Source organism: Martinezella lusitana, assembly GCF_010668395.1.
Taxonomy (GTDB): domain Bacteria; phylum Pseudomonadota; class Alphaproteobacteria; order Rhizobiales; family Rhizobiaceae; genus Rhizobium; species Rhizobium lusitanum_A.
The window spans coordinates 420,870-435,392 of record NZ_WUEY01000003.1 but is presented as its reverse complement, the minus strand read 5'-3'; the positions used below and the strand labels follow the sequence as shown (position 1 = coordinate 435,392).

Sequence of the window (14,523 nt, the reverse complement as noted above, 5' to 3'; positions counted from 1 at the left end):
CCTGGAGTTCGGGCAGTTGTAGAAAATCAGGTGTCACCCAATGATCGCATCCGATTTTTTTGATTGTATTCCGAGTATGCGGGCTTGTTGATGCGCGCCCGTTATGCTTTTCAAGGCGTCGATAGATTTGATGCATTCCATGTCTGTGCATGCCATCAGGTATCGCGGCAGCTAATAAGTTTGAGGTTTTGCAATTGATTCGTATTGGCGCCGTACTTTGTTGCGTAGTTCTGGCGGGTTGTAATTCGGTCTCGAGCGAAGGCCCGCTGGCAGGTACCATCGTAGACGACGCCGGTCAGTCCGGCGCCGAGCTCGGTCGCAGGAATGCTGCGGTTTTCGATGTCGTGGATATAGACAGCCGTAGCGCGCGCCTCGTTTCCGATTATGTTTCCTCCACCCTCAATCGCCGTTTCGGCATAGGCGGTGGTGTCGGGCCCGTCGTTATCGGCGTCGGCGATGCGCTGAAGGTCACGATTTTCGAAGCGGGTGTCGATGGTCTGTTTTCGACGGCACAGTCGAAGCAGGTGTCGCTGGATATCGTTGTGCAGCCGGATGGCACGGCCGCAATTCCCTACGCCGGCTCGGTGCGTTTCGTCGGCAAGACGCTTGAGCAAGCACGCAAGGCTATCCTCGCGGCTCTGGCGACCAAGGCCGTTGAACCGGATGTCATCGTCACGAGCACGGGTACGGCGTCGCGGACCGTCACCGTTTCAGGCGCGGTCGGGCGCCCTTCGCTGGTTCCGTTGGACCTGACCAAGGAAAAGATCACGGAGGTCGTTGCGAAGGCCGGTGGGCCCGTAACGCAGCCTTATGAAACCTACGTCACGCTGGTTCGTGGTAACCGGACCGGAACGGTTCTGCTGAAATCGATCATCGAGCATCCCACGGAGGACATCTATGTCCAGCCCGGCGATCAGATTTTCCTCATGCGTGATCCGAGAACCTTCACCTTGCTCGGTTCCGTTCGCGGAAGCGGACGCATCGAGTTTGGCGCCAACGACCTCAATCTGCTCGAAGCCGTTGCCCTGGGGCATGGCGCGGTCGATGCGGCAAGCAATGCCACAGGCTTCTTCCTGTTCCGCTACGAAGAGCCCGAAATCGCCAGGAGCCTGCTCGGTCCGGCCCGTTTCCAGGACCTGCTGCGCAAGGGGATGGCGCCGGATGACAAGGGACGCTATCCGATCGTCTATCGCTTCGACATGTCCCACCCGGATAGCTTGATCGTTGGGCAGACCTTTCCGGTCAAGAGCCGCGATGTCATCTATGTCTCGCGTCATCCATCCGTCGATATTCGCAAGTTCCTGAGCCTTATCGGCACGCCGTTGGGCATTGCATCTCAAGGGGCGGCAACGGCAGCGAACCTGGGGCAATAGACCGGAAAGTGGAAGCCTGAGGCTGTGCGTGGTGGGGCGACTGGATTTAAACCGGCGCCCGCGTGCCCCTGTTGAGTGCGACGAGGTTGTTTCGCCTCCATCCGTCGGTTCGCGACGACCGTTTCTGATCGTGACGGATCATGCGCTGAAAGCGAGGGAAATTCATCGCGGAGCGATTTGCAGAGACGACGCCGATGATGCGAGCAGATGCTGTGATTTTCGACGGGAAACGAGGGTGCGAGAGATCGCATATTGCATCGGCTATTGCGCTGCCGCATATTGGCCGCACACGCAGATTTTTTGTCGGTAACAACCACTGATATTTATGGTGCAAGCCGTTAATATTGAAATTGGCCAATTTGGTGCACTTTGTGAACTATTGCTGAGAGATCATGACGGTTGAAATTATCGGACGCGCAAGCGTCGCCCCCGGGGCGAGTTCGATTGAAGAATTGCAACTTGTTCTCAAGGAAGGGCGCTGCACGATAAGCCGGATTCCTGAAGAGCGTTGGGATCTTGCGCGCTTTTGGCATCCGGCTGTGGGTATTCCGGGCAAGACCTACACCTATGCGGCCGGCGTTCTCGATGATGTCTACGCCTTTGATCCCGCGGTTTTCGGTCTCTCCCAGCGCGAGGCGATGCAGATGGATCCGCAGCAGCGCATCCTTCTGAATGTCGTCTGGCGAGCGCTAGAGGACGCAAATCTGCCGATCGACGGCTTCGAGGGGCAGCGGGTCGGCGTCTATGTCGGCGCATCCTCGCTTGAGCACGGCAACCTGACGCTCGAAGATCCGGCATCGGGCGGCCCGTATTTCATGACGGGCAATACGCTTTCCATCGTTTCCAACCGCATCTCGCACATATTCGGGCTGCGCGGCCCGAGCATGACGATCGATACGGCCTGTTCGTCGTCGTTGGTCGCACTCGACCAGGCCGTCAGGGCTTTGGAAGGTGGCGAGATCGACACGGCAATCGTCGGCGGCATCAATATCCTGCTCAATCCCATGTCCTTCGTGGGTTTCGCGCAGGCGCGCATGTTGTCGCCGGAGGGGCTTTGCCGCGCCTATGACGACAATGGTCGCGGATATGTCCGCGCGGAAGGTGGCGCAGCGATCGTGCTGCGCCGGACGGATGTCGCCTTGCGTGAGAAGGACCGCAGCCACGGCAGGATCCATGCCGTCGGGGTCAATTCCTCGGGGCGCACCAACGGCATTTCCATGCCCTCCCGCGAAGCGCAGGCAGCACTGCTGCAGTCGATATATGAAGGGCGGGGCATCGACGTCAATCGCATCGCCTTCATCGAGGGCCATGGAACGGGGACGAAGGTCGGCGATCCCGCCGAAATCTGGGCGATCGGCGAAATCATCGGACGCAATCGGCGGGCGCCGGTGCCGATCGGGTCGATCAAGACCAATATCGGCCATACCGAACCCGCCTCCGGCCTTTTCGGACTGTTGAAGGCGGTCATAGCGCTGGAGAACAATTTCCTCCCGGCCTCACTGCATTTCGACCACCCGAACGAGTCGATCGATTTTGAGGGTTTGAACGTCCGGGTCAACACGTCGGCGATCGAACTTCTTCCTGCGAAGCAGCCGCGCTTTGCCGGTGTCAACTCCTTCGGCTTCGGCGGCACGAACGCTCACGTTGTAATCAGCGACCCCGATCCGGTAGCCCCGCCCGAACCGCAGATCCGAGGCGAGGGAGTGGTTTTCGCCGCAAGCGCCCATACGGCGTCCGCTCTTTCGGCGCTGCTTGAGGGATACAAGGCGCGTCTCCAAAGTGCGGAGCCCAAGGAGGCTCGCCAGATCGTTGCTTCGGCCGCGGCCAATCGCGAACCGATGCGCCATCGCTTCGCCGCGCGCGCCAGGGACAATGCCGCCATTCTGGCCGCGATAGACGCACATCTGGCCGGCAAGCATTCGGTCGGCGAGGTGGGCGAGGCGCCGGCACAGGCAGCCAAGATCGCTTTCGTTTTTTCCGGCAACGGTTCTCAGTGGGCGGGCATGGGCGTCAGCGCCTATCAGGAAAACCGTCATTTCCGGCAATGCTTTCAGTCCTTCAGCGCGCTCTTCGAATATTATCTCGACGAGAAGCTGACCGATATTCTCGTCGCGCCGGACCTTGCCGCGCGGCTGGCCGACACCAAGATCGCGCAACCGCTGCTGTTTGCGATTCAGGCGTCCCTTTCGGACTGCTTTTGGTCCATGGGTGTCAAGCCGGATGCCGTCTTCGGCCATTCGGTCGGCGAAATCGCCGCGGCCTATGCCGCCAAGGCGCTGACGGCCGCCGACGCCGTCGCGATCGTCGCCAAGCGTTCGCTGCATCAGGATCTTCTGGCCGGCGAAGGCAAGATGGCCGCGGTGGTCCTCGGCGAGGACGCCGCGCTGGCCTTCGCGAAATCGCATGGCCTCGACAACATCCATATCGCAGCAATCAATGCGCCGAATTCGGTGACGATTTCCGGCCCGGCCGGCGAGATAGAGGCGTATCGGGACACGGCGCGCAAATTCCAGATCGTCGCCCATGTCCTCGACATCAACTATCCGTTCCACCATCCCATCATCGATCGCGCCAGGGACGCCTTTTTCGCGGACCTGCCCGATTTGGCGCCGGATGGCGGGGCAGGGACCTTCATTTCGACGGTGACCGGCGAATTGCGGGACGGGCGCCTGCTGGACACGCAATACTGGTGGCGCAATGTGCGCGATCCCGTGCTCTTCAAGGCTGGCTGCCAGGCGGCCATCGCCATGGGGTGCAATCTGTTCATCGAAATTTCGCCGCGCCCGATCCTGTCCAACTACGTGGCGGAGATTGCAAAGCACGCATCGGTTCAGGTCATCGCCATACCGACCCTGCTGCGGGAGGCCGCCGTTGCCGGTCATGATCCGGTTTCGCAATCGTTCGCCCGGGCGGTCGCCAATGGCGCGCCTGCGTTGCGTGCGCGTGGAAGCGCGACGCGCAACGCTTTCGTCACGCTGCCGCCTCTGCCGTTCGAGCCGGTGGAGCTTCGCACGCAAAGGACGACCGACGAGATCGATATTTTCGGTCGTGACCGAGAGAGTCACTATACGCTGCTCGGCTGGCGGACCGACCTGAACGGCACGAACTGGAAAAACCACCTAGATGCCCGTCTCTTCCCGGACATCGCCGAACATGTGGTCGACGGCAAGGCAATCATGCCCGGCAGCGGTTTCGTCGAAATCGCGGTTACCGCCGCACAGCAGCATTACCAAACGGACGAGGTTGAAATCGGCAACCTCGAAATCATCCGGCCGCTCGAATTGCTCCAGGATCGCATCGTCGAGCTGTCGACCGTCCTGTCGGCCGAGACCGGAGATATAGAGATCCGGTCGCGCGAGCGCCTCAGCCATGATGAATGGACGGTTCATGCCGTCGGGCGCTGCCGCAGGCCGCTTGGCGGCGAAGGGTTCGGCGAGCCGGCCCGTCGATCGGGCAAGGATCGCAAATCCGTTTTGACCGCTGAAGCGACCTACGAAACGGCGGAGCGTTTCGGGTTGCACTACGGCCCGTATTTCCAGCTTCTCTCCAAGGCCGTGGCCTTCGGTCATGAGGTGATTGAGGTGGATCTGAAGCCGGCGGCTCCGTCTTCGCATCCCTTCGGAACCTATAATCTCAACCCTATGTCGGTCGATGCCGCGTTTCACGGTCTCGTCGCCTTGTTCGATCAGTTCTCGGGTGACGACACCGGGGCGCCCTATATTCCCGTTCACTTCGGCACCGTGAAGGCGTTCGGAAAGGGCAGGTCGATTGTCAAGGCGCGGATCGAGATCGGCAGGTTCAGCGCAAATTCGGTCAAAGCGCGTTTCAGCTTGTTTGACGCAAGCGGCAAGCCCGTTGCCGTTCTCGATGATTGCCGCTTCCGCCGCACCCAGCTACGACGTCGGGCGACTCTCGATTCCGTCGCCTTCCACTACGAGAGCACGCCTTCGGCCATTTTCACGACCCTTGGAAAATCGGATGCGGCTGCACTGCAAATTGCACCGCAGTCCCGCCCCGAGGAGAGCCATGAGGCGAACAATGCGAGCCTTCTTCTCGATGCCGCGATCTATCGCGCCTGCCACGATATAGCGTTGAAGGTTGCCGGTCGTAGCGGCACCGTCGCATTTTCGAACCTTCCCGGCGATTCCGAGTTCAGGTCTTTCCTCGTCAATTGCCTGTATATTATCGAGGACGCCGGCATAGCGACTGCAAGGGATGGCAAGTGGGAAATTCCCCCGGAACCGACCCTGCCGCCGGTGGCTGAATTGCTGCAGGAAATCTATCGCGAGGACGCCGGGCGCGTGGCGGAGAGCGTTCTCGTCGGCAATGCCTATCGCGAGACGCTCGAGCATCTGGCGATGATCCGCCCGCACGTCCTGGAGGATGAGCCTTCGACCCGGGGAGCGGGTTCGCCGAGCGCGGCGACGCTGGAGCATGTGCTTGTTCATTCTCCCTTGAGCAGGAGGCGGCTTTCGATGCTGGTGGAGGCATTGGCCTCGTCCCTCGAAGCCAATGCCGGAGCGATTGGGCGAATTCTCGAGATTGGTTCCGTATCGGCCGCTTTCAGCCGAAAGTTGGCGGCGGTTGCCGCTGCCGCGGATGCATGCCTCATCATTGCCGAACCGCGCGAACAGACGCGCCGGGCATTGGAGATCGCTTTCGAGCGCGATGCGCATGTCATCGTGGCGGACCCGGCCAAACTGGCGGATCGCACTGTCGCCGATATCGCCGTTGCCTCTGGCGAACAGAGCCAGCATCTGATGCGGCATAGCGATGACATCAAGCGGATTGTCCGATCGGTCGCCGCCGGCGGCGGCCAGCTGCTCCTGGCGGATCGTGCACCGAGCGCCTTCAATGATTTCGTCTTCGGCCTTACCGAAGGCTGGTTTGCCGGCAGCCAATCGCCGGAATTCCCGGTCGGGCGGCTCGGCACGCCGAAACAGATCGAGGACATCCTCGGCACGTTGGGTTTTGCCAAGCCCCGGATTCAAGAATTGACCTTCCCGGAAGGTTCGCTGATCGCGGTGTCGGCCGTGGCGGGGCGGCAACCGGATACCGGCATCACGGTGGAGGCTGCAGAGCCGCTTCTGATCGTGTCGGAGCGGGGCAGGAAAGGCCTCGGTAAGCCGGGCAAGCGAGTGACGGTCATCGATCTCGGCGCGCTGTCTACGGATCTTGCCGACGCCCTCGATACGATCGATCCCGATACCCGGCGGATCGTATACATTGCGGACGCGCAACGTGGCGATGCGACGGAACGCTCGCTGTCGCGTCTCTCGATCTTCACCGAACTGGCCAATCTGTTGTCGCAGAACGGTGATGGAGCAAGGCCCCGGCTGGTCATTGTCGCCCCGGGCGGTTCTCCGCTGGCTGCTGGCTCCGTCAATGACGCCAATGCAGGCCTCTGGGCCTTCGGACGTGTCCTTCAGAACGAGTATGACGCCTTTGACGTTCACCTGCTGGATGCCGATGCGGATGGCAAGCGAACGCTTTCCATCGTCGACACCCTGATGACGGCGCAGACAGATAACCGGGAGTGGTTCCTGGACCGCGCGACCGAAAAGGTCCGCGAGATCAGGGCCGCCGCCGGTCCCTTCGATGCCGTCGAAGCAAGCCGCCGCGATTTTGCTGCGGCAACGATCCGCCAGCATGTGGGCGGCCGCCTGGATAGCCTGGGCTGGGAGGAGACGCGCCTTCCCGTGCCGGACGAAGGAGAGGTTGTCGTCTCCGTAGAAGCCACCGGTCTCAATTTCCGGGACGTCATGTGGGCGATGGGCCTTTTGCCCGAAGAGGCCCTGGAGGATGGTTTTGCCGGCGCCACGATCGGAATGGAATTCGCCGGGCGAATTCTTGCCGTAGGCGATAAGGTCGATGACCCGAGGCCTGGCGACAAGGTCATGGGTATCGGGCCCGCTGCATTCTCGACCCATGTGCAGGTTCGTCGCGATGGCGTGACCAAGCTGCCGGAGCAGATGGAAACCGTCGCCGCTGCGACTGTGCCGGTTGCCTTCCTGACCGCCTATTATGCGATGGTCGAACTCGGACGCATTCAGCCGGGCGAAACCATTCTCATCCATGGAGCTGCCGGCGGCGTCGGTCTTGCTGCGCTCCAGATAGCCAAGCTCAGGGGCGCCAGGGTGATCGCCACGGCCGGCACGGTCGAGAAGCGCAGCTTCCTTGAGATGCTGGGCGCCGATCATGTGCTCGATTCGCGCTCTCTGGATTTCGTCTCCGGCGTGCAGCGTCTCACGGATGGAGAGGGAGTGGATCTCGTTCTCAATTCGCTCTTTGCCGAAGCGATGGAACGCAGCATCGAACTGGTCAAACCCTTCGGTCGCTTCCTGGAGTTGGGCAAGCGCGACTACTATGCCGACCGCAAGATCGGGCTTCGCCCGTTCCGGCGCAATGTCAGCTATTTCGGCATCGATGCCGATCAGCTTCTGGTCAACGTACCCGACCTTACGCGGCGCATTTTCACGGAAATCGGCCAGCTCTTCGCAGAGGAAAAGTTGACGCCGCTGCCGTATCGCGCCTTCGCCTACGACGAGATCGGCAATGCATTCCGATTGATGCAGAACGCCGGTCATATCGGCAAGATCGTGGTGCGGCCACCTGTTGCCGGCGTCGATAGTGTCTTGCGGGCTCCGGCGAAATCCTTGCGCTTCGATGCCAAGGGCGTTTTCCTTGTGGCGGGCGGTATCGGCGGCTTCGGACTTTCCGCTGCCGATTGGCTCGTTTCCAGGGGCGCGCGCCGCATAGCGCTGTGCTCGCGTCGAGGCATCGCCGACGCGGAAACGAAGAAGGCGATCGGCGATTGGGCAAAGCGGGGCGTGGTAACGACGCTGCATGCCTGCGACATCACCGATGCGGCCGCAGTCGAGACGCTGCTTGTCTCGCTTCGCGTCGAAGGCGTGCTCAAGGGTGTCGTTCACGCCGCCATGGTTCTGGACGACGCGCTGCTTGCCAATCTGACGCCGGAGCGCAACCGTCCCGTTCTCGAGGTCAAGATCCGTGGCGCGGAAAACCTGGATCGCCTGACGCGAGACGACAAACTCGAGCTCTTCCTGCTCTTCTCTTCGGCGACGACCATGCTCGGCAATCCGGGTCAGGCCAACTACGTGATCGCGAACGGCTATCTGGAAGGCCTGGCGCGGGCGCGTCGAGCTGCCGGCAAGCCTGCGCTCGCGGTGGGCTTCGGCGCCATCGCCGATAAGGGCTTCCTGGCCCGCAACAGCGAGGTCAATGATCTCCTGTCCAAGCGCATCGGCAAGGCCGCCCTGAAGGCGCGCGATGCGCTGGAGCAGGTCGAGCGCTACATGCTGGCGGATAAAGGTGCCGTCGATGCGGCAGCGGTCATGATCGCGGAGATCGATTGGAACGCCGTTCGCCTGCTGCCGATCGCCGGCAAGTCGCTGTTCGAGCCGCTGATGCGGCACGCCGGCAGCCATCAGGCCTTGAACGAAGGGGACAGCATCGACCTCCAGGAGCTGATCAAAGGCAAATCGGAAGAGGAAGCCCAGGCCGCCTTGCATGCGCTCGTCGCCGCCGAGATCGCCGCCATTCTGCGCGTAACGGAGGATACCGTGACGCCCGACAAGGTATTGAAGGATATCGGCCTCGATAGCCTGATGGCCATGGAGCTCGGAATGAGCTTCCAGCAGAAGACCGGCTTTGATATTCCCTTGAGCGGCGTAGGCGACGGTACGACCGTGGGCGATGTCGTCAGCCGTTTGCGCGATCGGGTGATGAATCGCGGCGGCGATGCGAAGGACACCGCAGGCGACGACCAGCTGGTCGAGCGTCTGGCGCGCAGCCACGCCGCGGAACAGGAAAGAAGGGCGGTTCAGTGACTACGCATGATGCCAATGGCGGCGGCCCGGCGGAGCAGAAGAAAAACAAGCTGCTCGAACAGATGCGCCACGTCGGCGAATCCTCCGGGCGTAACCGGGCCGAACGTCTGAACAGGCCGGCGCCGCAGCAGCAGCGCCAGGCGGTCCGTTTCGAAGATCTGCCGGAATACAAACGCGTTGCAACGCAGCGGATCGCAGGGGAACTGCTCGGGGTTGCCAATCCCTTCTATCGCTCGCACGATGTCGCTGCCGGCGCCACGACGCGCATCGGCGGACGCGAGTTCATCAATTTTGCCTCTTACGATTATCTGGGCACCAATACGGACCCGCATGTCGCCGAAAGCGCCAGGCAGGCGATCGACCGCTTCGGAATCTCGGCTTCCGCCAGTCGTCTGGTGGCGGGGGAGAGGCCAGGCCATGTCGAGTTGGAACGCAAGCTTGCGGCAGTCTACGGCGTGGATGCCGCCGTCTGTTTCGTCAGCGGCTACCTGACCAATGTCGCGGCGATCAGTTGCCTCATGGGCCCGCAGGATCTGGTGATTCACGACGAATTCATTCACAACAGCGCGCTCGCGGGCATCAAGCTTTCCGGCGCGGCGCGGCGCCTTTTCCAGCATAACGACGTCGAGAATCTCGAGAACATCCTGAAGTCTCTGTCGTCTGAGTTCCGGCGCATCCTTGTGATCGTCGAAGGCATCTATTCGATGGATGGCGATATCGCCGACCTGCCGGCTCTGCTGGAGCTGAAATCGCGCTATGGCTTCTGGCTTATGGTCGACGAGGCACATGCGCTCGGCATTCTCGGCAAGACGGGCCGCGGCAGTTTCGAGCATTTCGGTCTCGATCCGCGAGACATCGATATCTGGATGGGCACGCTGTCGAAGACGACCTCAAGCTGCGGCGGCTATATCGCAGGCAGCAGCGCGCTCGCCGACATTCTGAAAGCGGAAGCCGGCGGCTTCGTCTATAGCGTCGGGCTCTCGCCCGTTCTGGCCGCTGCCGCCATTGCCGGCCTCGATATCCTTCGATCCGAGCCGGAGCGAACCGAGCGTCTCAGGCGCAACGGCCAGCTGTTCCTCGAGCAGGCCAAGGCCGCGGGCCTCGATACCGGCATCAGCATGGGCCATTCGGTCGTGCCCGTCATCGTCGGCGATTCGCTTCGGGCGGCGCAGCTGTCGAACGATCTGCTGGCCGAAGGCATCAACGTACTGCCCATTATCCATCCGGCCGTGCCGGAAGGCATGGCGCGCCTGCGCTTCTTCATCACCTGCAATCACACCGAAGAGCAAATCCGGCGGGCCGTCGCGGTCACGGCGGAAAAGCTCAGGAGCCTGCTGGATCGGAACTTCGGTCTCGCATCGCTTGACGTGGACAAGATAATGCAATTGTTGCCCGCGGGTGTCGTTCCCGGCGGCCCTTGAAATCAGGACGATCGTCTCATGCACGTTATCGTCACGGGAGGTTCAAGCGGAATTGGTCTGGCGATAGCGAAGCTCTATGCGGCCAGAGGCGACCGGGTTTCGCTTCTTGCCCGCCATTCCGGGCGGCTTGACGAGGCGAAAGCCGAGATCGCAGCACTTCAAGGTGTCGACGGATCCCTTATTCGGACGGTTTCCGTCGATGTCGCCTCGGCCGAAGCGACGGCGGAAGCCGTGGAGCTTTGCGAGGCATCCCTCGGTCCCTGCGATATCCTTGTCACTTCCGCAGGGATCGTCGAACCGTTGGCCTTCGATGCGATGCCGGCGTCGGTTTTCGACGAGCAGGTCATCACCAATTTTCTCGGAACGGCAAATGCCGTGCGCGCCGTCTACCACGGCATGAAGAGCCGGCGTCGCGGCCGAATCCTGATGGTTTCCTCGGGCGCGGCCTTGATCGGCATCTTCGGCTACACCGCCTACTGTGCATCAAAGTCGGCGCTCACCGGCTTTGCCGAAGCCCTGAGCGCCGAGGCGGATGCCTGTGGCGTAGATGTTTCCATCTGCTTCCCGCCCGATACGCTGACGCCGCAATATCGGCGGGAAATCTCTCGGAGACCTCCCGAGGCGGAGATATTGATGGGGTCCGTCAGGCCCTGGAGCGCCGAGGCGGTGGCAGCAAGAATCGTGCGTGGGCTCGACCGCGGCACGCCGAGAATCCATTTCGGATTCTCGCTGATGGCGCTCGCCTATTTCGGTCCGCTGATAAAGCCATTTCTTATATGGTGGTTTTCTCGGAAAACGCGAAAAATAACTGGTAAAGAAGCAAGTTAAAGTCTTGCCGATGGGTCGGCCCGCGGCTTTGATGATGGTAAGTAATACGAAGCAATTGTCGTTGTTGCGCTATCGACGGCGCTGGGACAAGAAGGTGTTAGGGAATTGGTGGCCAGTTCCTCGCGGATTTGGAAAGCGCTGCGGCAGGCAGTGGGCATTTGGATGGCGCAATCTTGAAGCTGCATGATTTTCCAGTTCTTTTGACGCTTGCCTGCTTCGCGTTTTCCTGCGTCATCGTATTTCTGACCGATCCTTTTGCGATGCCGCTGGCTGTCAACGCGCAGAATCGCACGCAGCGGCGCTGGCTGCGCCTGGTTTGCGACTGGGCTGTAAGAATTCCGGTCATCGCGCTGATTTATATCGCCTTCTTCGCGATTTCCTGGCGCCCGCTCTACAGCACGCAGGCGGTCATCAGCTTCTTCGTCATTTTCACGGGGATTTCGAGAGCGAAATTCGAATTCATTCGGGAGCCCCTGGTATTTTCGGACATTGCGCTTGTGGTCGATGTCTTCAAATACAAGGAGATCTTCTACGCGACATCGCTGAACATTGTTTTCTGGGTCATCGCCTTCGCCTATGTGTTCGGCATCAGCGGCCTCTACATGTACCTGGAGCCATCGGTGCTTCCGGCGTCGAACGGCGTGCTTTGGGTACTCTTGGTGCTGGTTTTCGCCTTTGCACCCTGGCTTGCATTGTTCAGCCGGATCGTCAGCGAACCGGTCTGCCGTTTCACGCAGAGGTTTTTGGGCAGGGTCGACGTCAAGATAGATACCGTGCGATTCGGCACCTTCGCTTCCGTCGTGTTTCATTTCGTCATTTGGGTCGGGGTCCGGCGCGAGGCGATCGTCTCGGAGCTATCGGGGCGCTTGATCTCGGCGCTTCAGGAACTCTGGGAGCACGGTGAAGACGAGCCGCTCATCGTCATCTGGCAATCCGAATCCTTTATCGATCTCCGGCATTTCGGTGTCGAGAAGATCAAGCTGCCGAATCTGGATCGACTGCGTGAGCAGGCCGCGCAGTGGGGCCGCATGACCAGCGTCTTCGAGGGTGGTTATACGCTGCGCACCGAATTTGCGGTGCTGAGCGGCTTGCTGCCCGAGAATGTGCACATCGATGCCAGCTATCCCTATCTGCGAGCCAGCCACTACAAGGACGTCGTCTGGCCGGCGCGGCTCAAGAAGGCCGGCTGGAAGACGCAGTTCATCCATCCCTATGACAAGACCTTCTTCCTGCGTCACAAGGCCATGCCGCAGCTTGGCTTCGACCGGATGATGATGCTGGATGAGTTCGATCACAATTCCGAGCGCGATGGCCCCTATGTCAGCGACCTGTCGCTGACGAAGAGCGTGATTCGAACGATCGATGACGACGGCACGAGCAAGAATTTCGTCTTCGTGGCGTCCATGGCGAATCACGGCCCCTGGGAGCCTGGCCGCTGCGGCGACCTGGTCAATCCGGTGGATATATACGGCGAACTCCTGATGCGCGCCGATCATGCGCTCGGCAATCTGGCCCATCACCTCGATAAGCTGGATCGCCCGGTATGGCTGCTTTTCTACGGCGATCACGCGCCCTTGCTGAAGGCCTTCGCCGATCCGTTCCCGGATCCGCGGACCGATTATATCATCGTTCCCCTGGGCCGCGCGCGGGCCCATTCGCAGAAGCCGCAACCGTCGCAGGAAGAGGCTCCCTGGAACCTGATCGGTACATTGCTGCGCTATGCCGGCCTTAGCACCGAGGTCTCGGAGTGAGGGCTGTCGGGGAAGGAGCCGTTTCCCCGCGTGTATTCCTGTTCTTGCAGGGGCCGTCCTCACCGCTGTTCGCCGAGATTGCCGGGATACTGGAAAGGGCCGGCGGCCGCTGCATCCGCATCAACCTGAACGCCGGGGACCGGATTTCGTGGCGCCGGCACAATGCCTTCAACTATCGCGGCGGCTTTGACGACTGGCGCGCCTATGTCAGGCGGCGAATCGAGGCCGAAGGCGTCAGCGACATGATTCTGCACGGCGAGGAGCGCCCCTATCACCGTGTCGCCATCGAGGAGGCACATCGCGCCGGCGTCCGCGTCAACGTCGTGGAGATGGGATATTTGCGGCCGGACTGGGTAACGCTTGAGCGAGACGGCCTGTCTTCCAACTCCCATTTTCCCGCCGATCCCGACTATATCCTCGAATCAGCGTCCGATCTGCCGGAGCCGGACTGGACGCGCCGCTTCAGCCAGACTTTCCTCTCGGAAGCGCTCTATGATCTCGCCTACTATCTTCCGACTACTTTTCTGTGGTTTCTGTATCCGGGCTATAGGCGGCATGGGCTCTACCATCCGCTGCTGGAATATGCCGGCTGGCTGAGGAAGCTTCCGTCGAGCGGCAGAAGGACGCGTCAGGCGGAAGGCGTAATCGAGGATCTGATTGCCAGCGGCAAACGATTCTTCATCTATCCGCTGCAGCTTCAGACCGATTTTCAGCTTCGGGCTCACTCGCCCTTCCATCTGCAGCAGGATGCCATCAGACTGATTCTCCGCTCCTTTGCGGAAAATGCCGGTCCGGAGGCGCATATCGTTCTCAAGATACATCCGCTCGACAACGGTCTCGTGGACTGGCGGGCCTATGTCGATCATATCGGCGCCTCGTGCGGATTGTCTGCCCGCGTCCATGTCATAGACGGCGGCAACCTCGACCGATTAATCGCCGCCAGCCTGGGCATGGTGACGGTCAATTCGACCGCCGCCCTCTCGGCCCTGCAGGCAGGCAAGCCGGCCAAGGCGCTTGGAGCGGCGATCTACGATATCGAGGGCTTGAGCGATCGAAAGGATTTGGATCGATTCTGGCGGGACCCGATGCCGCCGTCGCCGAAACTTCGCGATGCATTCTTCCGCTTGCTTGCGGCGGCCGTGCAGGTGCGCGGCAATTTCTGTTCCGGGGAGGGCGCCCGCGCCGCCGCCGCGCAGATTGCGGAAAGGTTGCTGTCGCGCACGGTCAACTTGCCAGGCGGCTACATCCAGTCACCGCCGAGGCAGCGACCGGTGAAGGTTCATGTCCCTTGAGCGAAAAG

The 14,523-nt window shown here is 61.1% G+C and carries 6 protein-coding genes; all 6 read left to right on the top strand.

Annotation, left to right across the window (positions count from 1 at the left end; genetic code table 11):
- Positions 1–194 precede the first annotated feature (194 nt).
- The 6 genes from GR212_RS09040 to GR212_RS09015 all read left to right on the top strand — a co-directional run bounded on the left by GR212_RS09040 (position 195) and on the right by GR212_RS09015 (position 14,515).
- Positions 195–1,373 carry a polysaccharide biosynthesis/export family protein gene (locus GR212_RS09040; protein ID WP_163986142.1) on the top strand — a complete coding sequence of 393 codons (1,179 nt, stop codon included), beginning with the start codon at positions 195–197 and terminating at the stop codon, positions 1,371–1,373.
- 392 nt (positions 1,374–1,765) lie between these two features.
- Entirely contained in the window at positions 1,766–9,223 is a 7,458-nt protein-coding gene (locus GR212_RS09035) for a type I polyketide synthase (protein ID WP_163986141.1), read from the top strand.
- Positions 9,224–9,285: 62 nt separating this feature from the next.
- Positions 9,286–10,644 (top strand): aminotransferase class I/II-fold pyridoxal phosphate-dependent enzyme, encoded by a 1,359-nt coding sequence (locus tag GR212_RS09030; RefSeq protein WP_163986330.1) that lies wholly within the window; start codon positions 9,286–9,288, stop codon positions 10,642–10,644.
- 18 nt (positions 10,645–10,662) lie between these two features.
- The gene (locus GR212_RS09025; RefSeq protein ID WP_163986140.1) at positions 10,663–11,472 is read left to right on the top strand and encodes an SDR family oxidoreductase; all 810 of its coding nucleotides are present in this window, start codon (positions 10,663–10,665) and stop codon (positions 11,470–11,472) included.
- A 173-nt stretch (positions 11,473–11,645) separates the two neighbouring features.
- A complete protein-coding gene (locus tag GR212_RS09020) occupies positions 11,646–13,223 on the top strand; it encodes an LTA synthase family protein (RefSeq protein WP_246725715.1) in 1,578 nt (525 codons plus the stop codon).
- Complete coding sequence (locus GR212_RS09015; RefSeq protein ID WP_163986138.1) at positions 13,220–14,515, top strand: capsular biosynthesis protein; 1,296 nt, start codon at positions 13,220–13,222, stop codon at positions 14,513–14,515. The genes GR212_RS09020 and GR212_RS09015 overlap by 4 nt, the downstream gene beginning before the upstream one ends.
- The last annotated feature ends 8 nt before the right edge of the window (positions 14,516–14,523 follow it).